Annotated in this window: 18 protein-coding genes and 2 pseudogenes; 12 read left to right on the top strand and 8 right to left on the bottom strand. The window is 57.3% G+C overall.

Annotated features, from left to right (window positions below; all coding sequences use genetic code 11):
- The first annotated feature begins 8 nt into the window (after nucleotides 1–8).
- The 9 genes from ACJA3S_RS19590 to ACJA3S_RS19550 all read left to right on the top strand — a co-directional run bounded on the left by ACJA3S_RS19590 (nucleotide 9) and on the right by ACJA3S_RS19550 (nucleotide 9894).
- On the top strand, nucleotides 9–3032 hold the full coding sequence (locus ACJA3S_RS19590; protein ID WP_406822281.1) for a serine/threonine-protein kinase: 3024 nt from the start codon (nucleotides 9–11) through the stop codon (nucleotides 3030–3032).
- Nucleotides 3032–3736 carry an ATP-binding cassette domain-containing protein gene (locus ACJA3S_RS19585; RefSeq protein ID WP_170031656.1) on the top strand — a complete coding sequence of 235 codons (705 nt, stop codon included), beginning with the start codon at nucleotides 3032–3034 and terminating at the stop codon, nucleotides 3734–3736. Before ACJA3S_RS19590 ends, ACJA3S_RS19585 begins: the two co-directional genes overlap by 1 nt.
- Nucleotides 3736–4938, top strand: a complete 1203-nt coding sequence (locus tag ACJA3S_RS19580; RefSeq protein ID WP_406819681.1) for an ABC transporter permease — start codon at nucleotides 3736–3738, stop codon at nucleotides 4936–4938. Before ACJA3S_RS19585 ends, ACJA3S_RS19580 begins: the two co-directional genes overlap by 1 nt.
- On the top strand, nucleotides 4931–6727 hold the full coding sequence (locus ACJA3S_RS19575; protein WP_406819680.1) for a formylglycine-generating enzyme family protein: 1797 nt from the start codon (nucleotides 4931–4933) through the stop codon (nucleotides 6725–6727). Before ACJA3S_RS19580 ends, ACJA3S_RS19575 begins: the two co-directional genes overlap by 8 nt.
- Nucleotides 6728–6798: 71 nt before the next feature.
- A complete protein-coding gene (tagQ, locus tag ACJA3S_RS19570; RefSeq protein WP_406819679.1) occupies nucleotides 6799–7704 on the top strand; it encodes a type VI secretion system-associated lipoprotein TagQ in 906 nt (301 codons plus the stop codon).
- A 125-nt stretch (nucleotides 7705–7829) separates the two neighbouring features.
- The gene (locus ACJA3S_RS19565; RefSeq protein WP_406822280.1) at nucleotides 7830–8723 is read left to right on the top strand and encodes an NAD synthetase; all 894 of its coding nucleotides are present in this window, start codon (nucleotides 7830–7832) and stop codon (nucleotides 8721–8723) included.
- Entirely contained in the window at nucleotides 8720–9160 is a 441-nt protein-coding gene (locus ACJA3S_RS19560; protein ID WP_406819678.1) for a hypothetical protein, read from the top strand. The genes ACJA3S_RS19565 and ACJA3S_RS19560 overlap by 4 nt, the downstream gene beginning before the upstream one ends.
- Before the next feature lie 31 nt (nucleotides 9161–9191).
- Nucleotides 9192–9653 carry a hypothetical protein gene (locus ACJA3S_RS19555; protein ID WP_406819677.1) on the top strand — a complete coding sequence of 154 codons (462 nt, stop codon included), beginning with the start codon at nucleotides 9192–9194 and terminating at the stop codon, nucleotides 9651–9653.
- 70 nt (nucleotides 9654–9723) lie between these two features.
- Nucleotides 9724–9894 (top strand): type II toxin-antitoxin system RelB/DinJ family antitoxin, encoded by a 171-nt coding sequence (locus ACJA3S_RS19550; RefSeq protein WP_406819676.1) that lies wholly within the window; start codon nucleotides 9724–9726, stop codon nucleotides 9892–9894.
- A gap of 434 nt (nucleotides 9895–10328) precedes the next feature.
- On the opposite strand, the pseudogene ACJA3S_RS19545 reads toward ACJA3S_RS19550, so the two are convergent.
- The 5 genes and pseudogenes from ACJA3S_RS19545 to ACJA3S_RS19525 form a co-directional block, all read right to left on the bottom strand.
- Nucleotides 10329–10565, bottom strand: a pseudogene (locus tag ACJA3S_RS19545) (IS5/IS1182 family transposase); the annotation flags it as partial.
- A gap of 123 nt (nucleotides 10566–10688) precedes the next feature.
- Entirely contained in the window at nucleotides 10689–13223 is a 2535-nt protein-coding gene (locus ACJA3S_RS19540; RefSeq protein WP_406819675.1) for a hypothetical protein, read from the bottom strand.
- On the bottom strand, nucleotides 13220–14197 hold the full coding sequence (locus tag ACJA3S_RS19535; RefSeq protein WP_406819674.1) for a TniB family NTP-binding protein: 978 nt from the start codon (nucleotides 14195–14197) through the stop codon (nucleotides 13220–13222). The genes ACJA3S_RS19540 and ACJA3S_RS19535 overlap by 4 nt, the downstream gene beginning before the upstream one ends.
- The gene (locus ACJA3S_RS19530) at nucleotides 14194–16089 is read right to left on the bottom strand and encodes a hypothetical protein (RefSeq protein WP_406819673.1); all 1896 of its coding nucleotides are present in this window, start codon (nucleotides 16087–16089) and stop codon (nucleotides 14194–14196) included. Before ACJA3S_RS19530 ends, ACJA3S_RS19535 begins: the two co-directional genes overlap by 4 nt.
- Nucleotides 16090–16273: 184 nt before the next feature.
- Complete coding sequence (locus ACJA3S_RS19525) at nucleotides 16274–16924, bottom strand: hypothetical protein (protein ID WP_406819672.1); 651 nt, start codon at nucleotides 16922–16924, stop codon at nucleotides 16274–16276.
- A gap of 1136 nt (nucleotides 16925–18060) precedes the next feature.
- Here ACJA3S_RS19525 and ACJA3S_RS19520 point away from each other — a divergent pair.
- Nucleotides 18061–18834 (top strand): hypothetical protein, encoded by a 774-nt coding sequence (locus ACJA3S_RS19520; RefSeq protein WP_406819671.1) that lies wholly within the window; start codon nucleotides 18061–18063, stop codon nucleotides 18832–18834.
- A gap of 502 nt (nucleotides 18835–19336) precedes the next feature.
- Here the strand turns inward: ACJA3S_RS19520 and ACJA3S_RS19515 are convergent.
- Nucleotides 19337–19592 (bottom strand): annotated as a pseudogene (locus ACJA3S_RS19515) (transposase); the annotation flags it as partial.
- 1250 nt (nucleotides 19593–20842) lie between these two features.
- On the opposite strand from ACJA3S_RS19515, the gene ACJA3S_RS19510 reads away from it, so the two are divergent.
- Together ACJA3S_RS19510 and ACJA3S_RS19505 are read left to right on the top strand one after the other, a co-directional pair.
- The gene (locus ACJA3S_RS19510; RefSeq protein WP_406819670.1) at nucleotides 20843–21106 is read left to right on the top strand and encodes an antitoxin Xre/MbcA/ParS toxin-binding domain-containing protein; all 264 of its coding nucleotides are present in this window, start codon (nucleotides 20843–20845) and stop codon (nucleotides 21104–21106) included.
- Between the two features lie 82 nt (nucleotides 21107–21188).
- Nucleotides 21189–21401: a hypothetical protein gene (locus ACJA3S_RS19505; RefSeq protein WP_406819669.1), complete on the top strand. Its 213-nt coding sequence runs from the start codon at nucleotides 21189–21191 to the stop codon at nucleotides 21399–21401.
- Between the two features lie 233 nt (nucleotides 21402–21634).
- On the opposite strand, the gene ACJA3S_RS19500 is transcribed toward ACJA3S_RS19505, so the two are convergent.
- Nucleotides 21635–22063, bottom strand: a complete 429-nt coding sequence (locus ACJA3S_RS19500) for a hypothetical protein (RefSeq protein ID WP_406819668.1) — start codon at nucleotides 22061–22063, stop codon at nucleotides 21635–21637.
- A 334-nt stretch (nucleotides 22064–22397) separates the two neighbouring features.
- Nucleotides 22398–23372 carry a DNA-binding protein gene (locus ACJA3S_RS19495; protein WP_406819667.1) on the bottom strand — a complete coding sequence of 325 codons (975 nt, stop codon included), beginning with the start codon at nucleotides 23370–23372 and terminating at the stop codon, nucleotides 22398–22400.
- Nucleotides 23373–23528: the final 156 nt, after the last annotated feature.

Raw genomic sequence — 23528 nt, 5'->3', positions numbered from 1 at the left:
TGAGCACCCTGAACATGCAGATCCCCGGATTCGACATCGACTGCGAGATTGGCCAGGGCGCCATGGCCAGTGTCTACCTGGCGACCCAGCGCTCGCTGCAGCGCAAGGTGGCGCTGAAGGTGATGGCCGCGAGCCTTGCCGCCGACCCTACCTTCTGCGAGCGCTTCCTGCGCGAAGGGCGCACCCTGGCGCGGCTGGCACATCCGCACATTGCCACCATCCACGACATTGGTAATGTCGGCGAGCTGTACTACATGGCCATGGAGTACCTGCCCAACGGGACCCTCAAGGAGCGCATCGCTGCCGGGCTTACCCCTGAGCAGGGCTTGCTGTACGTGCGGCAGATCGCCCAGGCGCTGGGCTATGCCCACGCCCAGGGGCTGGTGCACCGCGACGTGAAACCGGCCAACATCCTGTTCCGTGCCGACGGTACGGCGGTGCTCTCCGACTTCGGCATCGCCAAGTCGCTGGATGACCGCACCCAGTTCACCCAGGCCGGCTTCGCCGTCGGCACCCCCAGCTACATGAGCCCGGAGCAGGCGCGGGGCATGGACATCGATGGCCGCGCCGACCTCTATGCGCTTGGGGTGGTGCTGTACGAGATCCTCGTCGGCGAGCTGCCCTACCGGGGCACCGATGCCTTGTCGACTGCGCTGGCCCACCTGACCGAGCCGTTGCCGGAGCTGCCCATCGAGCATGGGCGCTATCAGGACATCCTGCGCGGGCTGCTGGCCAAGGACCCTGAGCAACGCTTCGCCGATGCCGCGGCGTTGCTGGCTGCACTCGACCGCCTGCCAGCCGATGGCGCGGACAGCACGGTGATCCGGCCGTTGCCGGTCGCGTTGCCGGGCAAGGCCGAGCTGGGTGGGCTGACACCGGTGTCCATCGATATCCCGCAGGCCACGGCAACGCCGGTCGCCGCACCTGCACCTGCGCCTGCGCCTGCGCCAAAGCCAAAGCCGCAGCCGACCCAGCCCGCTGCGCCGCCGCAACCTGCCTCGGGCAAGCCGGCCAAGGCCATACTGGCCGTGGCCATCGCCGCAGCGCTGGGCCTGGGCGCGACCTTCTTCTGGTTGCGCTCTGGCAATGAGCAACCGGTTGCGCAACCACCGCTGGCGCAAACCGCGAGCGACCCGCTGCCACCGACCGCGCCGCCACCAGCTGCCAGCGAAGACGGCCGGCCGTTGTTGATGCCAGGCAAGAAAACCCTGTTCCAACGCGTGCTGAGCAAGCCCGAAGCGCAATTGCTGGCCCAGCCCGGCGACGGCGCGGGTGAGCCGCTGCCGGCGTTCTCGGTGCTGTACGTGTACCAGCGCAAGGACATCGACGGCCAGCCCTGGCTGGAAGTGGGTGCCTCCAGCAGCGGCCAGCGCGACGGCTGGTTGCCGGCGGCACAAACCAGCGACTGGAAGCAAAGCCTGGTGCTGAAATTCACCGAGCGTTCCGGCCGTTCGCCAGTGATGTTCATGCGCCAGGCCGAAGACCTGCAGCAACTGCTCGACGATACCGGCAAGGCCCGCGCCGACCTGCTCAAGGCGCAGAACCAGCCCGACCAGGTACCGCAGGTGCTGGCCCTGGAGCCGGCCGCCAGCGCGGTGCCACAGAACCAGTTCTACCTGATGCCGATCTTCGACTACCGGGAAAGCTTCGGCGCCGACGGCCAGCCGGTGCAGTTGCTCAACGTTGCCTCCATCGACCCTGGCAGCAGCGCCCGCAGCCAGGCGGCCACGGCTGCCGGTGCGGCGGTGGCGACGGACAACCGCTTCCGTACCGGCATCGTCCTGGTGGTCGACACTTCGGTGTCGATGCAACCCTACATCGACCGCGTGCGCCAGGTGGTCAGCGAACTGCAGGCGCAACTGGCCGCACGCGGCGAGCTGGACAACGTCAGCTTCGGCCTGGTGGGCTTTCGCAACAGCGTCAAGCGCACACCGGGCCTGGACTACCTGAGCAAGACCCTGGTCAGCCTGGAGGAGGGCCGCGACCCGGCGCGCTTCCTCAAGGCCGCGGCGCAGGTCAAGGCCACCAGCGTTTCCAGCCACTCGTTCAATGAGGATGCCTTTGCCGGGGTGATGCAGGCTGTGGAAGGCATGGACTGGTCGGGCTATGGCGGGCGCATCGTCCTGCTGGTCAGCGATGCTGGCGCCCTGCGCAAGAACGACCCGTACAGCAGCACCCAGATGAACGAGGCCGAGGTTCGCCAGGCCGCGCTGAGCAAGCAGATCAAGATCTACGCCCTGCACCTGCGCACCCCCGCCGGGGTGAACAACCATGGCTCGGCCGAAAGCCAGTACCGCGTGCTCACCGCCGACAGCAACCCGCAGATCGGCGACCTGTACGTGGGCGTGCCGGGCGGCGATGTGGGCGCCTTTGGCGAGCGCGTGCGCGAGATCGGCTCGACCTTCGCCGAGCTGGCGCACCAGGTGCGTGAGCAGCAGCCACAGCCAGTACCGCAGTTGGCCACGGGCGCGAGTCTGGCGGCCAAGTCGCAGGCGATCGGCTACGCCATGCACATGGACTTCCTCGGCCGGCACGCTGCCAGCCAGGCGCCGCAGCTGGTCAGCGCCTGGGCCGCCGACCGCGACCTGACCAACCCGGCACTGCCGAGCCTGCAGGTGTGCGTGATGCTGACCAAGTTGCAGCTCAATGACCTGCAGCAGTCGCTGAAGCTGATCGTCGACGCCGCACGCAAGACCCGCAGTTCACCCGGTGATTTCTTCAACGAGATCGCCAGCGCCAGTGCCTACATGAGCCGCGATCCGGGGGCCTTGCGCAAAGGCGCCAACCTGGCCCAGGGCGGGGTGCTGGGCGAATACCTCGAAGGCCTGCCATACCGCAGCAAGTCGCTGAGCATGACCGAGGACCTGTGGTTGTCGCTGTCGGTGGCCGAACAAGAGGACTTCATCGACGAACTGGACTCGAAGATCCGCCTGTACGAAACCTTCCACAACGACATGGCCAACTGGGTGCGCTTCGGCAAGGCCGAGCCGGGCGATGCCCTGTACCGTGTCCCCCTGTCGACGCTGCCGTGATGATCAGCCTGCACGGGGTGCGCAAGACGCGCGGGCAGGGTGCCCAGCGCTACAGCCTGCAGATCGATCGGCTGCAGCTGGCGGCTGGGGCACGGGTGGCGCTGGTCGGCCCCAGCGGTTGCGGCAAGAGTACCTTGCTCGACCTGCTGGCGCTGGTGCTGGCGCCGGATGCCGCCGAGGGTTTCGTCTTTGCTGGCGCCGATGTGGCTGGCCTGTGGCGCCAGCGCCGTCTCGACCAGCTGGCGGCGCTGCGCAGCCGCCAGCTGGGCTATGTGCTGCAGGCCGGCGGCTTGCTCGGCTTCCTCGATGTGCGGGGCAATATACGCCTGCCGCGGCAGCTGTTGGGGCTGGGCGAGGACGGCAGTGTCGAACGCCTGGCCGAGGCGCTGGATGTGCATGACCAGCTGGCCAAGAAGCCTGCCGCGTTGTCGCTGGGGCAACGCCAGCGGGTCAGCTGCGCCCGGGCCCTGGCGCATGCGCCGGCGTTGCTGCTGGCCGACGAGCCGACCGCGGCGCTGGACCCGGTGAACGCCGAGCGGGTCATGCAGTTGCTGCTGCGCGAGGCCCAGGCGCGCCAAGTAACCTGCGTGCTTGCCACCCATGACGAAGCGCTGGCGCGCCGGGCCGGGCTGGACGTGCTGCGCATGGCCTGCCGGCGCGATGCCGACGGCGGCGTCACCGCCAGCCTGGTGCAGGCCGTCTGATGCGCCCGTGGCTGATCGCCGGCCTGGCCTGGCAGGACTACCGCAACGATGCGCGGCTGTCGGCGTGCAGCGTGCTGGCGCTGGTGGCGGTGATCGCCCCCTTGCTGGTGCTGTTCGGGCTCAAGTTCGGCCTGGTCGGCAGCCTGACCGAGCGGCTGCAACGCGACCCGAGTGTGCGCGAAATCATTCCCCTGGGCGGTGGCCGTTTCCATGCCGATTTCATCCAGGCCCTGGCCCAGCGACCGGACGTTGCCTTCGCCATTGCGCGGACCCGGCAGATCGCTGCCACCGCCGAGCTGTTGCTGCCTGCCCAAGGGCGCGCGGTGACTGTCGAGATGCTGCCAACCGCTGCCGGTGACCCGTTGCTGCAACAGGTGCCGCCACCGCAGGGCCTGCAGCAGGTGGTATTGAGTTTTACCGCTGCCGAGAAGCTCGGTGCCGCTGCCGGTGATGAGTTGCAGGCCAGCTTCAGCCGCCAGCAGGCCGGCCAGCTGCAGTGGCGCCAGACGCGCCTGCAGGTGGCCGCGGTGCTGCCGCTGGCGGCGTTCGAGCGCGATGGCCTGTTCGCTTCGCTGGCCCTGCTCGAAGCGGTCGAGGATTACCGCGACGGGCGCGCTGTGCCGGCGCTGGGCTGGCCGGGCGAAGCCGCAGGCAGCGATGCCGGGCGGATCTACCCGGCGTTTCGCCTGTATGCGCGTGGGCTGGCCGATGTCGAGCCGCTGCGCGCCTATTTTGCCGAACGCAAATGGCTGGTATCGACCCAGGCGGCGCAGATCGCCCAGGTGCAGGCCCTCAGCCGCAACCTCGACCTGGTGTTCTGGATCATCACCAGCCTGGCCGTGGCCGGCGCCGTGGCCGCCATCGCCGCTGGCGCAGTGGCGGCAGTGCAGCGCAAGCAGCGCGAGCTGGCGGTGCTGCGCCTGCTGGGGTTCGGTACCGCCGCGTTGCTGCTGTTCGTGGTGCTGCAGGCGCTGTACAGCGGCGTGCTGGCGGCGGCAGTTGCTGGCGGCCTGTACCTGCTGGCCGAGCAGGGCCTCAACCGGATCTTCACCCAGGTGCCCGGCGAGTACGCCAGCCACCTGTTGCCGATGCATTACTTCGTTGCGTTGTCTGCGGTGCTGCTGGCCAGCGCCGCCGCTGCTGCCGTGGGCGGCTGGCGGGTGACGCGCATCGATGCCAGCCAAGGAATCCGTGATGTCTGAACTTCGCCTCGGGGCTGCGGCCCTGCTTCTGACCACGCTGGGCCTGGCGGCCTGTTCGCCGGGCGCCGAGGAGCTGCCGGCCAAGCCGGCCAAGCCAGTCGACACCGCTGCGGCCAGCGCCCCGGCAGCGGCGGTCGATACCAGCAAGCTGGACAACCCCAAGCCCTTGCCCGGTGACGTCAGCCTGCCGCTGCCGTGCGGCGGCGAGCTGGTGCTGCGCAGCGTCTACGTACTGGCCCAGGGCAGCCTGGACGACCGCGAGGTCAACCTTGGCTACCCGTTCAGCGAAGGCGAGGCCGGCTACCAGCAGTCGTTTATTTCCGGTTACCGGCGTGACTTCATCAATGGCCAGTTCAGCCTCCAGGACCTGTCGCCCGAGTGGCAGAAGGCGGTCGCTCCCAGCCTGCCCAAGCTCGACCAGGCCGGCCCGCTCAAGCCAATGATGTATTTCATTGGCAAGTACGAGGTCAGCGCCCGCCAGTATGCCCAGGTAATGGCCCAGGCCCAGTCGCTGGCCAGCGGCGAGGCGGCGCCGGCCTGCCAGCCCGACACCACCGCGGCCGGGCGCCTGCCCAAGGTCAAGCTGTCGCGCTTCGAGGCCGAACGCTTTGTCGCGGTCTACAGTGCCTGGCTGCTCAAGTATCACCGCGACCTGCTGCCGGTCAGTGGCCGGGGCAGCAAGGCCGAGGACGGCGGGGTCGGTTTCGTGCGCCTGCCCACTGAAGTGGAGTGGGAGTTCGCTGCTCGTGGCGGTTCTGCGGTAAGCCGCCAGGAACTGGAAGGGCGGCTGTTCCCGCGCAAGGTCCAGGGCAGTGACAGCGACGGGCCGCTCAGCGACTGGGCGGTTTACAACCAGGTGGCTGGCGGCAGCGGGCAGGCGGCACGGCTGATGCCGATCGGCACCCGGCTGCCGAACCCGCTGGGGCTGTTCGATGTGATCGGCAATGCTGCGGAAATGGTCCAGGAGTCGTTCCAGCTGGTGCACGCTGGGCGCCTGCAGGGCGCCTACGGCGGCTTCGTGGTCAAGGGCGGCAACTACCTGGAAGGCGAGGGCACGCTGTTCACCGGCATGCGCCGCGAGTACCCGCTGTTTGGCGCCGACGGTACCGAGCAGCGCAACGAGACCACCGGCTTCCGGGTCGCCATCGGGGCCCTTTCGGCGCCCCGTTCGCGTTACCAGGAACTGTTCGAGCAGTGGCAGAAGCAAGGGCGCCTGGCCAGCCTGACCGACGACATCGATGCCGCCGAGGACCCGACCAAGCGCCTGGACAGCCTCATCGCCGCCACCACCGACCCGCGCCAGCAGGCCGAGCTGGGGCTGGTCAACGAAGAGCTCAAGCGTAGCGTGTCGCTGATCGGCCGCCAGCGCGAAGAGGCGGCCGGCAACCTGATCCAGTCCGCCGCCCTGGTGGCCGAGACCATCAACAACTACAACATCCGCCTGACCAACCTGCGCAACACCCAGGCCGAGGCCCAGGCGCGTGGCGACCAGACCAGCGTGCGCATGTATGCCGCGGCCATCAGCAACGGCCGCGCTGCGCTCGATGGCGCGGTGGCGATCTACATCGACAACCTGGCCAGCGGCACGCGCTACACCGATGCGGTGATCCAGGCGCAGTTCCAGCGGGTCAAGGAAGAACTCAATCGCAAGCCGGTCCTGGGCCAGAGCCTGGTGAGCCGCGCGACCCTGTTCGTTCGCCACGTTGGGGAGTACCGCCAGAACCGGCGGGCCGACCCGGCGACGATCCTCAAGGAGCTCCTGGCATCGGCCGCCGCGCGGCCTTCGTAGTGGCTTCTGCCTGACGCAAGCGCGGGGTGGCATGAGGCCCCCCGTTTTAACCACCCACGTGAGAGAGTGACATGTTCAAGACCATCTTCACGGCTTCCCATGCCCGTTCCGCCCTGCTGCTCGCCGCAGGTTTCAGCACTGTCCTGATGGCGGGCTGCTCCAGCTCACCGGTGTCCAAGGTGGGTGCCACGACCAAGGTCGAGTACTACCCGAGCTGCTACGAGCCCGTGCAGCACCTGCGTGCCACCGACGGCGACATGACCCGCTCGGTAGCGACCGGCGCCGTCATCGGTGCCCTCGGCGGTGCCCTGACCGGTGCCTTGGTCGACGGCGACAACCGCGGCCGCAACGCCGCCATCGGTGCGGCGGGCGGTGCCCTGGTGGGCGGCGCGGCCGGTTACTACACCGAGCGCCAGAAGCAGATCAGCGACGACAAGCAGCGCATTGCCTCGTATGCCACCGACATCGACAAGAGCGCCGCCGACCTGGACCGCACCACGGCCTATGCCAAGGCTTCGCAGAGCTGCTACCAGCGTGAATTCACCAGCCTGATCGAAGGCCGCAAGGCCAACCGCATCAACGACACCGAAGGGCGCAAGCGCCTGGCCGAGATCGTCTCCGGCCTGCAGGAGTCGAACAAGCTGCTGGCCACCGTCAACGGCCGCGTCGCGGAAAACCTCGACAACTACACCCAGGCCTACGAGCAGGACCTCAAGCAGGTGGGTGTGGCCCGTACCGACGTAGCGACCGTGGCTGAACCGCCGAAGGCCACCACTGGCAAGAAGAAGACCCAGGCCGTCAAGGTGAACAAGAACGTGCCGCAAGAGGCGGTCGCCACCGAGAAGACCCTGCAGAAGGCCACGACCAAGAAAGCCGAGGCCCAGCAGGTGGCCAATGCTGGCGTCGACCAGGTCAACAAGATGTGCCGCAGCCCCGACATGGGTGACTGGGCGCCGGTGCCTTGCCCGAACGTGTAACCCACGCTCCGTTGCGCTTGCGCCGGTGCACGTGCCGCCCCAGGCAGGTCGCCTGACCTGCACGGGGCGTGCGTGGGCCGGCGCAGCGGCTTTTCGAATCAAGGAGAGTTGTCGTGACCGACCTGATGTCCGGCGTGCTCGGCGGCTACCAGCAGCAAATGGCCCGCCAGCGGCTGCTGTTGACTGTCGACCAGCAGAAGTTGTTCAGGGCCATCGATTCCGACCCGGGTATCGTTGGCGCGGGTGTTGTCTACATCGATGCCCAGTACAACGTGATCGTCCTGCGCGAATTCAAGCCGATCTGCAGCATCGCGCCCAAGCGCGTGATTTTGCAGGAGGCGCCACCTTACAGGTCACCTGAACAGTTCATGACCCAGCTGCAGACCGGCGCTCGTGAGCGCAAGGTAATGGCCGAGGCCGTGAACGCCAGTTTGAGTTGCCTGTCGGCCTACCTGGGTTGGGTCGTCATGTTCAGCGGCACCATTGCCGTACCCTTCACTGGCGGTGCCAGCATGGTGTTGACGGCAGTCGGCTATGCCGCCGCAGCGGCCGGGACCGGGCAGTGCATGATGGGCGGGTACCGGGTGTTCAACGAAGTGTTCGACCCTGGGCAGAACGACTGGCTCGACAGTAATGACACGGTGCAGACGGTAATGAGCATCCTCGACGGCGTGGCGCTGGCCGGTGTGGGCGCATCGAGCCTGAACACCGTGCGTTTCCTGCAGGCACGCAAAGCGGCGACCGGCAAGGGCTGGAGAGAGCTGTTCCAGAGCCTGTCGCGGCAGCAGCGCAAGGCCCTGGCCGAGGAACTTCTGCAGATCAAGCACCCGTCGCTCACCGCCAAGCAGCTGAAGCTGAAGCAGGCGGCGGGTACCGCGATCAAGCGTTTCACCCCCACCCAGATCCAGCACGCCACGCGTACCTTGATCAAGGACTCGATTGGCGGCTTGTCGGGTTTTGCCAGCAGTAGCTTCGTGCAATCGGTTGCCGTGGGGCTTTACGAGGAAATTGACGAATGACCCATGGCCAGGAACTGCAAGCATTCCTTTCCCGTTATTTCGGCGTGTTCATTGCCGAGTTCATGCTGTCCTGCTTCGCCATTGGCGGCTGTGTGTCACTGGTGTTCTCCACTTATCTGCGCAGTCCTGACCGACCGCTATCGGTGCTGGCGTTGGCGCTGGCAGGGATGGTCAGCGCCGCTTCGCATATCGCCCTGGTGCGTGGCTACGCTTGGGGCCTGTGGGGGCTGATCGGGCTGAACGGGCTGGCCGTATTGGCTGCGTTGCCCAGTTACGGCTACCGACCGCACATGGGCGGTTACGTCTCGGTTCTGCTGTTCGGGCTGCTGGCCTTGCTGGTCATCAATACCCAGCGCTACCGGGAAATGCGTGTGCGCCTGGTCGGCTACCGGGAGACGCGCAGGGCCAACCGCCAGGCGGCGAAAGCTGCCAAGTAACGTGTTTTCGCTGATGTAACGAGGCTTCTGGATGAATTTGCGCCGCATGCGTATCGGGCTCGCCGGTTTGCTTTTGCCATTGCTTGCTGCGTGCAACGGGCACAAGGTCGAGCGCGTGGTGGTTTATGAGAACAACGTTCATCACTGGCGCATCGAGCACGTGGTGGAGCAGAACTGGCCGGTGGGGCCTCGCCAGTATTACCAGGTGTTTCTCAAGGACCGCCTGCTGATCCTGCCGGCCAATGTGTTCAACGACGAGCGCGACATTAGTGAGTTCGTTGCAGCGGGCGGTTTCGACATCAGCAACTGGCGCAATGACACGATTATCGTGGCGTTCGAGAACGTGCAAAAGCGCGAAGGTGGCAACGAGCATTTTGTGCGCTCGCTGATGATCACCCCGGAGTACAAGGAAGGGGAGGTGATACTGACCGATATGGCGACCCATATGCAGATCGTAGTGCAGCGGGTGGAGCCGGTTGGTGAGGGGAAGTAGCAGGTCGGCGGTGGCTGTAGGCGGACAAATGTATTGTAATGACGGACGTCTGAGCAGGAACGGCTGGCCCATGGCCTCGATCGACAACCGCGTGGAAGATGAACTCAAGGCCCGCGCTTGCAAAGAACTTAAGCGCTCCAAGACCAAGTCTCCCGATGAGGACGATAAAGTGCTTATCGCCAGAGTGGAAAAGCGCCTTGCTTCCCCGCAGCGTGTGAAGGTTCGACTGGACGACTTGTAACTCGCTATGGCATCGGCTGCGCCATTGTTCGCGGCCACGGCCGCTCCCACAGGTACAGCGTGAACCCGAAGCCAGTGCAGTACCTGTGGGAGCGGGCAAGCCCGCGAAGCAGGCGACGCGGTGCATGGCACCGGCTGCGCCGGTGTTCGCGGCCCCGGCCGCTCCCACAGGTACAGCGTGAGCCCGAAACCCGCGCAGTACCTGTGGGAGCGGGCAAGCCCGCGAAGCAGGCGACGCGGTGGATTCAGGCGAAAAAAAGGCTGCCAATCGGCAGCCTTCTCTATGCTTCGCCCGCTTCACTTTTCACCCAATTGCAGACTGGTCACCATTGATTCGCCATGGAAATTTCAATGGGGTTGAGCTGGTTCTTTTCACAGAAATTGGATTCGAGACGGAATTTTCATTGGCGGATCAATTCAGCTTGCGCACCATCTGGAATGATAACCGCCAGAGAGGAGGAAGCGTAACGGTAACCCGTTAGCGTCGCAGAGCATATGTATCTTGGGTTGTCAGGCCACGAACTGCGGCCTATAGCGAGATCGGCAGGCTCGTAAGGCCACCTTTTCTCCAGCGCCGGATGAGGCTAGGGTTGCGCGTACCTCGGTTGGGTCGATCATCCAGGCTTGCAGATAGATCAAGCCTTGCTCATTCAATTTCAGGTGTAAGCGTTTGGGCCTCGCGAGAGTTATTAACGCTATGCCATCACAGAATTCTTTCCGTAGACGACCAGGAACCTAACAGACTTTCAGCTTCCTAGGGGCGCAGATTCAGTTTCTCGATATTTCGTACTAAGACTAATTTGGCCGGGTGGGGCGAGTTCTCAGGAATTTATTAAGTGATTTCAATGTTACAAAGCTATACTTATTTAGCTCAGGCGGAAGATCCGTAGGGTGAGAAAGGCTCCCATCCCTTGCGAGTGCATAAGAGTACCCCTTCGAATTCAACACTCGATCAGCCATAGGAAGAGTCAAATTTTTCTTGAGGATGTCCGAAATCAGGTTGAAGTCTTTATTGGTTAGAAGAAGCTTCTTGCCAATCAATATGGTTTTCACTAGGCCTGTATTAATAAAAGAGACTGTAAGGCTCTTCTTTGAGATGTTGAAGCGGCTAAGTATTGTTGTTACTGGTTGAAGGTCTTCTAATGGCTGATTAGATGAGTTTGAGGGAGAGTGGCGAAGGGTAGGTACCTTGCCCGCGGAATGCAAAATATCATCAATGCGATAAATATAATCTGGGCAGCCATTTATACGAGGGCCACATAAAGGTCTGACTTCAAATTTTGCGAGAAATCGTTGAACACCCAGTATAGGCATGTTGCACAATTTGGCAGCTTGAGCCAGGTTAGCATACGATTCAAAAAAAATGTCGACCTTTGACCTGCTAGCCCATGGCACGTTATTGGAGTCTGAATCGAGAGCTAGAGTGCCATCAGAAATAAAAAAAATCACCGTTTTCTTAGAAAGATTTAACACGTTGGAGGCATGTTTGATAGTCATAGAGTCTGCAAGCTTTAAATCTCGCTTTATTAATAATGCGTCAATATCTGAGCGAAGAAAAAGGGGGGTTCTATGCTCGCATGAGTAGATGCTGTCAGAGTCGTGAAGTACTGGAATATGCCCAAACCTAATGAGCGTGCGTGTTGCGATAGATGGGCTTACTTCAATTAACTTTCCAAGCTCAACAGGTAAAACATACTTGTGATGGAAGGATTCTACATCTTTCTTTGCCATTCGATAGGCCGACTTCGAAGGATGATGGACATTTGGATATAATGTGGCGTCCGGGTGGTTGTAAGTCTGAAATAGCCCGGCATGCGCATAGTCTGTGATGATTAGTCGGCTAATTTTCAAGATTTTTGCGGCTTCTTCAAATGTACAATATGAAGAAAGCTCCTCGGGAAGGATATTCTTTGATTCGAAGTCTCTGGAGGCGTAATTTTTATTTGAATTCTGTCGGAGGATTATCAGGTCATCAACATCCTGCCTTCGATAGATTGTTGGCTTGATAGAGCGATGCAGTAGCACCGGCTTTAAGTTGTATTTGTCAAGTTCTCTTTTGACTTTCTGTCTGGGCAGGCCGAGGCGAATGGCTATAGAATTTATAGACTCAAAAGACTGAAGAAAAAGTGAAACTTCATTCTTGTTTATCTCAAGCCTCTGGTATGGGGTTCTCAGTGGTCCCAAGTAACCATTCTCAATCAATCTCCTTATGAAGTTAGGTTCCGCCATTATTAAGCGGCTAGCCTCTTCAATCGTTAATAATTGATCCAGAGGCGTAGAGCTATTGCTCGAGGTGGCTTTCCATTCTCGGCACTTCTGTAGTAAAACAAGAAATATTTTTGGGGGGACCTTCTTCGGCGTAGGGAAATCGATCCAAGCTGGGCAGTGTTCGGCCGCTATATTTTGCATAATGTTATACTGAATGCCAGTAACTGCACGAATCTGAGATTTGTGTAAAAAGAAATTTGAGCTAACGACGAGTTCATCCGCGCTATCTACAGGGGCTGGAAGTTTCCAGTCAGAGTACTCCTGGAGGATTTTACAAACTTCTGGGGTTTTTACTTCTGCAAGTTTTGCGCCGATTGCTGCACTAGGCATTTCAGGATATTGTGCCTGAAGGCTTAGGAGATAATTATGGATGCCGTCACTGTCACCCATGGCGATGGCTAGGGCGGCCTTGAAAATCTCTCGGTTTTGAAAGTTGTCAGGCGTCGGGCTTGTATTGTAACGCAGGATGGTAAGCGTTCGCCTCAGTGCTTCGAGAGTGCTATCTTGTTTTTCAAGAATTAAGGTTCGAAGTTTTTGCTCGGGAGCACAGTCTTGTGCAGAGCACTCACTACACTCGAGGATGTGTCCGCAAGTGCATTTGTCAAACATTGGGTCAAACCATCTGAGTTTTTTGCTGCAATTGGGACACTGAAATAAATAGCGTCGATGATGGTAGGGGCAGAAAAGAGCAGGGCGAAGATCTTTTACAAAGCGATCATAGCCTTCTGCGCGACAGGCAGAGCAGAACGCGATGCCGCCAAACCTAATCATAGTGTTGGGGGTGAGCGTGCCCAGGACTTTGAATGGCATATGTCCAGTAAAGCGTCCCACTGGCCTATAGAACGCTTCTAGAAACTGCTCGCGAAAACTTACAGCTCGTTCTGCGATCCACAGCGCTAGGGGGCCTTCGCAACTAATGATGGATTTTTCTATGTTATTAATATGTGTAAAATTACTCAGATCGGCCGCCAACTCGAAACCATGCCGCAGCGCAAAGCGCCTCAGCAAGCTTGTGGGGCTTTCTTCTGGGAAAGGGAGAGGAATGAAAGAAAGTCTGTTCATTCAGGAATCCTGAGCTTTTTTCTTTTTTCTTCGGTATCTACAATGATTTTACTACATGAGCTCAGATCTAGTAGAAACGGATTGTGAGTGGTGAGATTGTGACTTAAAATGAACTGGTCACAAGCATATTTCAGGTCCGCGCGTGTCAAGCCGAAACTGTTGGATCTACCTAGGCAACGGTAAAATGCCATGGTTAGAATCATGCTGATCTGTTTTAGATTTCCTGAGGATGCTATGAAGAGTGGGGCAGCTATGTCGACATCATTTAGATGCACTTCACTGGCCATTGGCCGAAGCTCATGCATTGTCTGGTCAAATTTTTCCAAGATTCGATGATACTGGGAATCAGGCCTGCGCTCATACTCCAGGGGATTCAATACAATCATCCAGGGATAGCGGCTGGCGAAAGGCTCATCGTAGTCAGTAATGTTGCGGCACTGTTGTGTACCTGCCAATATAACCGGGATGCCCAGATTATTCATGAAATTGTTTAACCAGTTGAGAATAGGGATTCTGACCTTGTCTGCGTTTGATAGATAAAGTCGCTGGATTTCGTCGAGAAAAATTACCCTAGTCCCTTTAGTTTGCAATTGGGTAATCAGCATTGATGTGAGGTGGGCTACCGAGCCTCGTGCATCGCTAACTCCCATTCTGATGAGCATGTCATCAATCAGCTGCCTAATCGAGACAGGCTGAGGCATCTCGAAATATATAGCTTTGTCACGAATGTAAATTCCATCGGATTTCTCCTCTAGGAACTCTTTGGAGTATTTGCTTAAGGCTTCAAAAAGCAGAGTTGTCTTCCCAACGCCTGAGTGACCGCAAATAATTGCGGACATTGGGGATTTGTTCAAATTACAAAGCTCGATTGCATTACAGAGCTTCGAAAATGCAACGGCAAACTCGGGAAAATAGATTGTGGTTTGACTGAGTTCTCTCAGTAACGGGTGAAGATCTAGGATCGAGTCACTCATTTCTTTTTCCTCACGGCGAAATCTTCAGGGGTGTCTTCACGTGTATCGTGGGATTTTTCATACACCTGTTCAGTTAACGCATCAGTTGTTGAGAGTTTTTCAGAATTGAGTGTTCCCGGTTTAACAACAGCGGGCTTTTCGGTTGCTTTTTTAGCGGACGTACTATTTTCAGAGGCTATCTCAAGGAGTAGCTGTATCATGGCTTCATCAGCCGATATGTATTTCTCCTGTTTGCGCAGCTCCAGCTTTCTGGTATGAATCGACCGATGAAATGAAAGTGTTAAACCATTTTGATAAGCCGGTTTCAAAGGGTCGACGGTTTTTTTATCCTGCGGATATTTAGGGTGACAAACGCATGCTTGTCCGACATCACAAGGGTCAAAATAAAGATCCAAGGTTTTTGTCGCCGGATACCGATTTGCTAGCTCTGCAACAGCAGGGCCGTGCCACATTAGATTATGGGCCCTCACCCGGCCATTGTGTGGCGTCACAACCACCTTGCGCCAGAAAAGTCGGCGTAGGTCGTCTTCACAGAACCTCCGTGGCTCTAGTTCCAATTCTGCGCATTTTGCCCATGCTTCATTTGGAGACATCTCCAGCGTGCTGTGGAATGAATTATGATAATTTTCTAGGTATTCTGAGAAGTAATGTCGAAGCTCATCTAGGGTATAGTGGGTGCTGTCCTCTGAGTTGTAATCACCACGCTTTACTGGGTTGGAGAAGGTAGTTCCCTTCATTTTGTGTACCAACCCTTCAGTATAAGTTTCAATCACTCGTTCAACACGAGATTTTTCGTTTGGTGAATAAGGCTCACAAAAAGAAACTATTCCAAAATAGATTTCTATTTGATGTCGCAAGTGACTTCCAATATTTTCAGGTCCGTTGTCAAAGGTGAATTGCTCAGCCGCGCCACCGTGCGGATTATCTGAACTGATGGCTTTCTTCAAAGTTAGTAGGGTTGTGTCCTCAGACGGTGGATCGAATGACATGTGCCAGGCGATCACATACCGGGTTTTGATTTCGAGAAATAATGTAATCCACGGTTTTGCTGAGATCCCTAGCCGCTCGTTAAATACGAATATGTGAACCACCTGTGAGTCAGCCTCTACCAGTTCGAACAGCCTCGAAGGCTCAGGAAGGCTACCGCCCGCGTGATGCACTTTTGCCGCGATGCGCGCTCCCTTTTGTTTAAGTAGCGTCCGGTAGTGATCCTGCTCGCTGATAATCCTCCAGAGCGTACTGGTTGAGGGGACTTTGTATTGTCTACGCGCTGAGAGATATTTATTCTCATCCTTTACGGCAAGCTGAATTGCTATGGTGGTTTCTTTTTTTGAAAAAGGTGTACTGACCCAATATACCTTCTTTAAGGTCTCAATGATTATATTTTGTACGCCCTCCGGTTGGTTGGATAAGTGGCTGCGATGAAGTCTGTATGTATTGGGGAGCAATGCAACCGGATTTGCCCCAGCTTTCAGGAAACGTCGCCGCCATTCCGAAACAGTACTGTAGGCTGGGGGTACGTGCTCGCCGATCCATTTTTTCACATCTGACTGGAGTTCTTTGAAGCATGTTCGAGAGCAAATGCCGTTATATAATTGCGTAATCGTCTGCATGTAAGCGTTACGGATTTTGAATTTCTCCGCTTGACTCTTGCTTAGTCCTGCGACAATCTTTTCTGGAGACATGGTAATGGGTGCTTCCTGGATTTTTCTCAGATATCCTCGATCGTGCGCTCGTTGCAGCGCTGCTAATGTCTGGAAGGTTACAGAGCAAGGGCCGTCCACCCCTCGCAACTGTACTACATCGCCGTCGATAACTTCGACTTGATAGTTTTGACCTTTCAATGTGTAGCGTTCACCTACCTTGAGATATAATGATTCTTTTTTCAGCATACCGCTAACTCCTGTTGGTTTGTTTGTGTAAGTTATTGGCGCAGGTAGTTATCGCTTCCCGCAAATTATAAGTGGTGGATGTGAAGATAGCGCCTAAGCATGGTTTAAAGTGAATCATCAATGGTCTATCTCCAACCGATAAACCATCTGAGTAGTTCTCCATGTGGCAGTACAATTTTTGCGATCAAGAACGTGCTTCGACGATCATGTCCAGATTCACCGGGCACGTTAGGTTGGCGTGCAGTGCTTGATGGAAGACACCATAAGCAATGTGTTTTGTGGGGATGCCTACGCCGATCAAATCTCGAAATTTAGCGCGGCCGTCAAAATGGAGTTTAAGAGTTTCGTTGATGCCTAGTGATTCTTTAGGCAGTCCGCCTTGTGAATGAAAGTACAGCGTTCGAAGGGTCTCGGTGCATATGGTATGCTGCACACCTGTAACATTAATGAGTTCAAGTGCCAAACCTTCTTCTAGGAATGCATTCTTAGCCGATGTGAACTGTGAAAGGGTATAGGGTGCCAGAGTCGATATGTCTTGACAGACTTGATAGTACACCTCTTTCCCATCTGCCCATGTCGCGCGAAAATCCGGGTGCACCGTAAGGTTATGCTTAAGGAAGCGAATGGCCCAGGGGCGAGAAACATAATTGACAATGTCTTTTTCATACTCAAAATGGACACAAAACTTAGCATTCAGCAGAGAATCACAAGCAATCATCATGCTGTTTTTTTTTGAGGGAAAATGCGTTACTCTCAGATTTCGCCTTCCAGTAGTTAATGGTTTTTTCGCTATCAAGCACACTGCGTCGGAGACCGTCTGGTGTATAGGGTTCATATCGAGGGTTCCTCTAGTGAGTTCTTGGATTGGTGCTGATTGATGCCGTCTTGATCTCGATGTTGACTACCGTAAAGGGACTCATGCTGCCAACTCCGTCAACATTTTAATTTCGTCTAGAGTTAGCTCCTGAGCGAATCGATTGCTTCATGCTTTTTGTGTGTGCAAGTGTTCTAGCCGAGTCGTGACAAGTAATGCCGTTAGTCCATGGAGAGCGCTGAGCTGCCAATATTTGGGCAGGAATTATTATCGCGACTTGAAACGCGGCCAACCTTGAACGCTCACCGAGATACCAACTTTTCCAGCAAGCGTTACGTAACGCTGTGTTCCCCTTCCCATTCATCATGGCGTGCTCGCTAAGATCTGAACCTGCATGTACCGAGCTTCGCGATCAATTCATGCGTTGTCGCAGCGCTTAGCATGTAGCGGATGGAGATCCCGCATAGCGCCAGGGCCCGGTACTGCTCGAGATCGATATCGCAGGCTGCGGTTGGGATACGAGTGCCCAGTTGACATGCAGTGAGTAGAGTCGGGTGCGCGGTTCGAAAGCGCCCACAGGCAGTTTTTACACCCGGTTTGTTCATTTGCATGTCTCCTGGAAGCGCTGGCTCAAGAAGTTCGGCAGAACGACGGGTAGGAGCCGCGGCGCGCCGTAACACTGATCAAACAGCCCCAATCGCATTAAGGGTTGCCACAATCCCTCGCTTCAAGTCGCGATGGACACTCGGGCTCCAGTGAAAACTGAGCGAACCGTCCTCGCATTCATCGTCGCCGATGATCATCCAGAACTCCAGACCATCGAAACCTCAAAATCTATCGATCATGGAATAGCTTTTGTCTTAAAAATCAACTGGTTAACAAATGCAGAAACTTTCGCTTTTGTTATAGGGTTCTGGGCGAACCTTTAGATATCGGACTTCATGGCGAACCGGTGTAGTCGAACTACATTCTTTGTAGTGCTACTACATCACTAGGTCGCCACACACTTCGTGGCCTCATTAGCATCGGGTTGTACGTAGGAGTGGCTTTTTATGAGACTCACTGCTTTGGTTCCACCGGAGATCCGGCGAGCGCGTGCTATTGCGTTCTCAATTTGCGTCGCCAAGGTATATGGGTGCGCGAGCGATTCCCGGGCAGTGGCTGCCCATGAAGCCGCACTCGATATCACAGGGCTTCCTGGTGGTGCAGCTTCGCCGGAACTCTTGCGGGTCTGGCGCCGCCGGTTCAATGGAGCTGTTGCCTGTGAGGCGGCTAGAGCCACGCTGTATCAGCAATTTCCGAGCCTTCGAGCTATTTTTAATTCATCGCTGTGGTTACTGTTGAGGCATGAGTGCCAGCAGCAGGCCATTGAAGAGATGGCAAGCGGCACGCGCTTGGATGGCAAGGCTCTGGAGGTATTTCAATCGAGGTCGTTGCCTCAGCTCTGCACCTCTCCGAACTGGCTCTTGCTTGCTCCCCTGCTTGCGATTCTGAGGTGCCCCGCTCGTGAGTGGCATACCCAGAAATGCTGGTTGCGAAAGAACTTCGCAGCTTTTTGCGCCTTGATGTGTCTGCGACCGCCGGACAGGAAGTTGGCGGTTCCGCTTTGGAACGCGATCAATTTCTTAGTGGAAAAAGGGTTGTTGGGAGACATCGACTACTGGCCCGCCAGTGCAGAGTCTTTTGAATTTGTCTTTCAGGGGCAGATCCGTTTAGGGGAATGCCTTATCTGCCAGGGTTGGGCACCTGGATGGACCGACGACTGTCTCGTTTGGCTTTGGTACCTGGGTGAGCGCTCTTACATCAGCACCGTGTCGGCCCTACGATCGTCTGCCGGCGGAGTTTCCGTCGATAGGCCGGATGACCTGAACATGCGCGTCAGGCGCACATTGGCCAAGATGGCGAGTACGATCCTTATCGTTCCTGAATGAGGGGTACCCGTCCGGTCAACACACCTTCGGCGGAGGCGTCAGGAAGGTGTATTGGCCGGACGGATACCTTGACTATCGTGAATTCTCGTAAATTTACTGTCCACATTTCATGGAATGTGGACAGTTGTCATTCAGGAGTCCGCAGCAGTCAATGGGTATGTTCCATACACTCTATATCAGCAGAGCGGGAATCTGCCGTGTCGTATTGTGAAGGTATGCCAGAGTCGCCTTGCGTGATGGGATCACTCTGAGCGCTTCCTTAAAACGTGTACCTTGTCGCAAGTCGAGAATCTGTGGACTGGCTGCCATTTCAAGAGACTCCGCATCGAATCCATGCCGCAGCTTCGCCGGTACTCTTGCGAGTCTGGCGCCGCCGGTTCAACGGAGCTGTTGCCTTTGAGGCGGCTAGAGCCACGCTGTATCAGCAATTTCCGAGCCTTCGAGCTATTTTTGATTCATCGCTGTGGTTACTGTTGAGGCTTGAGTGCCAACTGCAGTCCACTTCGCGCACCGCATTGACCAGCGGCTGCAACTGCACACCACAGGCGCTCTCCCATTGAGCAAGCGTCGAGCGCGGGACAGCCAGGCCGGCGTGGCCAAACTTGGCTTCCTGGCGCTACAACGGCAGATGGTCAGCAAGCTTCGCAATCATGACGTGGGCCAGCAAGCCCGCTGTCGGGGTGCCCTTGTCGATCCTGCGCCGGCACTGGGGTCTGAGTCAGTGTTTCGAAACTGTCGCAGATCCATTTGCCACGCATTGCGAAACCTCGGTGGTTTATGACTTCGGCCAAAGTTGCGTTGGCGAGGATGCACGTAACTTCCTGCAAAATTACAGGTAAGCGCTGTGCGCCTGCCCACCTCGCGGTGAGGCTTCTTTCGCTCATATTTTAGAGGGCTTAGCCATCAAGATTAGGCGTCTCAGTCGCTCAGTACCTTTGCATCGGCGGAGCACAGGCAAAGTGACCTCATCACCCACAGACCTATTGGCCTCATCCGACACTGTGAATAAACCCGGTTCGCGGCCGCGCGAGAATGCACATTTTTTTGCATAAACTCTGCGTCGCCCAACCTCAACAATTCCGGGCCTTCCGTGACTTTTTCACGAGCAGTTTGCTACGGCTTTCTGCACATTTTTTTAAGGTGTTCTTGCACGCTTGTATGCGCGTCATTTGCTAGCCGATTCGCGGCCGCCCGGCCTTGCGATCCCCTAGAAGGTGCACACTTCGCCTCGGTGATAAATCTCACCCCGCCGCGCAGGCGCGTCCGAGATAACTAGCGCCCCTGTGGTGGGTTATTGATCTGATGGGCTGTGTGGACAGGTAGGGCATTGAGTACTCGATGATTTTGCGGCTCTAGCGGTTACAATCGGGAAGCCTCATGTCAGTCGGGCTAAGAAAGTCTTTTATTTTGAGATTTTTTGGAATTTTCTTCCCTTTCATCAGGACTGAATCCAGCGTATTCCGTCCCCCGCTTGTGTCGTTAGTGCGTCAGCTATCCAGGGGCGCTATAGGAATTTAGAGATTAGCGATCAAACTACGCCCCAGAGCTGCCGTGAAGGAACGCTGGTTTACCACTTTTGCTATACGACTGTGCTCACCGCAGCGGATGTACGTTACGACGTCCGGGGCTATCTCTTATCTGAACTGGTGAGCCTTTGCTTGAGGAATCGCGCTTCAGTACCTCTGGCCTATCGCGCCCGTTACGAACGCTACGTGCAAAAAGAGGCTATGGCGTTCGTGGAATCGTTCAGCGCTCAGTTACTATTTGGCTCGGGACGATTCTCTCCTCACGAGTACCGTTACAGGATCGCTCCTGTGAGCCATCATCACTGCAGGTCAGCCTACCCCAATGCGCTCAAGGACGGAGGGCCGTGTGGGCATGTTGGATCCACTCAGCATCCATCTTCGTCAATCCCAGTGCGTCCCAAGTCGAAGCGGTAGCACCTGGCAGTGCTCATCATCGGTATTTTTCTAATCATTTCGGGCTTAGGGAAGGAGGGTTGTGTAACATGACTAAGTTTAGAGTTATCGCACTCAGCTCGCCATTTCCTGACAAGTGTTGGAGCCTGAAGCATCGCTGCCTTATGAGACGTCGCGAACAGATTTTGACGACGGCTGAGCAGGTGTTCGGCAAGCGTGAACTGGCTGAAGTTTGGTTCATCAAGCCGGCGATAGGGCTTAGCCGGCGTCAGCCGTGCATGCTATTGGAAACCGATCAGGGGTACTTGGAGGCTGCGGATTTCCTGGTACGGCTCGATTACGGTGTCTATTGATACGCCACTTATACTCTAGGTAGCAGGTGCGGCCTGCTCCGATGCTGACCCCGTCGAGTACGATGCGACGAAGCGTTTTGTCATGGCCATCGAGCAGAAGTACTATCTACCCAAATGTCATAACACAGGGGCGTTTATGAAGCAGGCCAAACACGAACCCAAGCCTCTGATGGCCGCTCGCTTTCAAGCAGAAGCACGCCAGGTACTGGCAAAGCGCAGCAGCCAAGGTCGCTTTATCGATATTGCCCTTTCTAAAGGCCGGGATATTGAGCCTGTAGGGCGTATGGCAGGTTGAGTCCTTCTGCGAAAAATGGCCGCTCGGGCTTATGTGCCCTAAATTCACACCATCATTGTGGTTAGCGAGCAGCCGGCCCAGCCTGATCTTTTACGAAGATGTTCTGAGTATCGACATGGCGAGGTCCGATGCTGACCCTGTAATGTCAGCTACTTCGCTAACGCTGATAAACGTTTCATGGGCTGGTATGTCTATGGCTTGGCAACGTCAAGGCCAAACGTTGATGTAGTCCATCACCCATGCCGCGCCCCGTATGCCTCGCTCTGGGCTGCATCCAGTACCCGCGCCGGGTCGTCCACCATTACGTCCTTCGGCATCTGGCCTCCCAAGTAGCTGTTGGATGAGCCGAACCAGAACGCCATAGCCCATTCAGGCTTGCTGGAGCCGAACGTTGTGATGATGGCTGCCAATGGCGAAAAAGGGCAGTAGCCAAGCGCGCGGTCAAAGGCATACAGGGGGAAGTATTCCTTGTCTTCATGAGCCAGCGAGAAAATCTTTCCCGCCCGTTTCCACGCCATGAGTTCAAGAGTGCTTTGCTCCGTGCTCAACTGAGCCAGCACTGCGAACGCTTCGGCAGTCACGAAATCACCGCTTATTAGGAGCCGTGCTTTGCCATTTTCTAGCATCGCCGCTTCACGGGAAAGGGTGGGGAGCATAGACATGGATATCCGTCCGGTGATCAGTGGTCGCCTACCACTCAATTTAACGATGTGATCCACGAGCCCAACCATCTGGCTTGCGCGGGCAGGACCCTGCGTCGTGAGTAGGGGCCGCCAGGTCGCTGCGGCAGGCTAGCCTAGTGCTTGAGTGATATGAGGCTATCCGGAAATTTTTTGTTCAGACAGATTCGGTCGTCAGATTTTTCTTAAGCGGCCCATGAAAATCTTAATTTCGGGAGTTTTTCTGCATTTTTTCTTAACTTTCATATCATGCATGCGCTGACGCACACACCGACGCTCGCGTTAGGTGGGACGAATCCGTGCCAGGCTCAATTCGTCATTGAATTGGGCTGTCGGATGATCCCGGCTCAAGCAAGCCTTGCAGGCGTGCCAGTTGTTGCGCCTGCACACGCAGGAGGCGCTGGTCATGTCGGTGGGCCAAGAGGTAAGACCTGGACTTCTCGCGTAGCAAGGTGATCTCGCTCGCCATTATTTCTTCCTGCTGATGCGCCTGGGTCATGAGCAGCTTCTCGGCCGCCAAGTGCTGCTGCGCGACGTTCAACTCACGCTCGAACTGACGGAGCTGTTGCTGCTGGTAGCCCTGCGTACTGTTCGCGCGTTCCAAGTCCCGGTAGAGCTGCATCAACTCTTCCTGACGGGCAGCGAGTTGTTCACGCAGCCCCCGCACCTCGGTTTGCAGCTGACTGAACTGCTGATCATGCCGCTGCAGTTCTTCCTGGCGTTGCAACTGATGCTGTTGGCGAAAGTGCTCCAGCGATTCACGCGCCTGTTGATGTTTGCCCTCGAGCGATTGGATCGTCGTCGCCCGCTCCTCGAGCAGCTGAAACTGCTGCCGGCAAGCTTCTTCGAGACGCCGTCGCTCGCCTTCGGCCAGTTGCAGTTGACCCGTCAGTTGCACTTCACGCAGACGCAGCTGCCGATGGGTCTCCATCTCAGCGGTGTGTGCCGCTTGCAACTGCTCGAACCGCGCCGCCTCCACCGCCCGCTGCTGCTGATAGGCCGCTTGCTGCCGCTCTAGGCGGGCGCGGTCAACGGCGACGGTGGCCTGCGCTTCGTTGGCCAAACGCTCAGCTAGACTCTGCAGCAGCGCCTGCAATTCTTCCGACAGATTCACCTGTGGCGGATGGGGTTCTGCTACGTCCAGCTCGCGCAGGTAGCGAAGGATGGTGGTCTTCGAGCCCGTGTGGCCGAGCTCTGCACGTACGGCCTCGATACTGGGTGACAGACCACGGGCGAGGAGGGCATCACGTGCTCGCTGCACGAGGGCTTTGTTGATACCGGCGCGGGCCATGGTTCTGCTCCCACTTTTTCGTACTGTTCAATCAGTATGGAAGTACACGTGTACAGGCGCCTGATCCGGTACCAATAATCGGACAGACTGACGTTTGAGAAGCCAAGTTTCTCGAACGTGATGGCGCTTTTAGCGGTTATTTGCCGCTTGCGGGGG

It is taken from the genome of Pseudomonas sp. KnCO4 (assembly GCF_045344305.1).
Classification (GTDB): Bacteria; Pseudomonadota; Gammaproteobacteria; order Pseudomonadales; family Pseudomonadaceae; genus Aquipseudomonas; species Aquipseudomonas anuradhapurensis.
The sequence above is the reverse complement of the archived record's forward strand: the minus strand, read 5'-3'. Positions and strand labels throughout refer to the sequence as shown.

Excerpts from the sequence above, each read along its gene's own strand:
- ACJA3S_RS19585 (WP_170031656.1), top strand. The coding sequence starts at position 3,032 with ATGATCAGCCTGCACGGGGTGCGCAAGACGCGCGGGCAGGGTGCCCAG.
- ACJA3S_RS19580 (WP_406819681.1), top strand. The coding sequence starts at position 3,736 with ATGCGCCCGTGGCTGATCGCCGGCCTGGCCTGGCAGGACTACCGCAAC.
- ACJA3S_RS19575 (WP_406819680.1), top strand. The coding sequence starts at position 4,931 with ATGTCTGAACTTCGCCTCGGGGCTGCGGCCCTGCTTCTGACCACGCTG.
- tagQ (WP_406819679.1), top strand. The coding sequence starts at position 6,799 with ATGTTCAAGACCATCTTCACGGCTTCCCATGCCCGTTCCGCCCTGCTG.
- ACJA3S_RS19565 (WP_406822280.1), top strand. The coding sequence starts at position 7,830 with ATGTCCGGCGTGCTCGGCGGCTACCAGCAGCAAATGGCCCGCCAGCGG.
- ACJA3S_RS19560 (WP_406819678.1), top strand. The coding sequence starts at position 8,720 with ATGACCCATGGCCAGGAACTGCAAGCATTCCTTTCCCGTTATTTCGGC.
- ACJA3S_RS19555 (WP_406819677.1), top strand. The coding sequence starts at position 9,192 with ATGAATTTGCGCCGCATGCGTATCGGGCTCGCCGGTTTGCTTTTGCCA.
- ACJA3S_RS19550 (WP_406819676.1), top strand. The coding sequence starts at position 9,724 with ATGGCCTCGATCGACAACCGCGTGGAAGATGAACTCAAGGCCCGCGCT.
- ACJA3S_RS19540 (WP_406819675.1), bottom strand. The coding sequence starts at position 13,223 with ATGAACAGACTTTCTTTCATTCCTCTCCCTTTCCCAGAAGAAAGCCCC.
- ACJA3S_RS19535 (WP_406819674.1), bottom strand. The coding sequence starts at position 14,197 with ATGAGTGACTCGATCCTAGATCTTCACCCGTTACTGAGAGAACTCAGT.
- ACJA3S_RS19530 (WP_406819673.1), bottom strand. The coding sequence starts at position 16,089 with ATGCTGAAAAAAGAATCATTATATCTCAAGGTAGGTGAACGCTACACA.
- ACJA3S_RS19525 (WP_406819672.1), bottom strand. The coding sequence starts at position 16,924 with ATGAACCCTATACACCAGACGGTCTCCGACGCAGTGTGCTTGATAGCG.
- ACJA3S_RS19510 (WP_406819670.1), top strand. The coding sequence starts at position 20,843 with ATGACTAAGTTTAGAGTTATCGCACTCAGCTCGCCATTTCCTGACAAG.
- ACJA3S_RS19505 (WP_406819669.1), top strand. The coding sequence starts at position 21,189 with ATGGCCATCGAGCAGAAGTACTATCTACCCAAATGTCATAACACAGGG.
- ACJA3S_RS19500 (WP_406819668.1), bottom strand. The coding sequence starts at position 22,063 with ATGTCTATGCTCCCCACCCTTTCCCGTGAAGCGGCGATGCTAGAAAAT.
- ACJA3S_RS19495 (WP_406819667.1), bottom strand. The coding sequence starts at position 23,372 with ATGGCCCGCGCCGGTATCAACAAAGCCCTCGTGCAGCGAGCACGTGAT.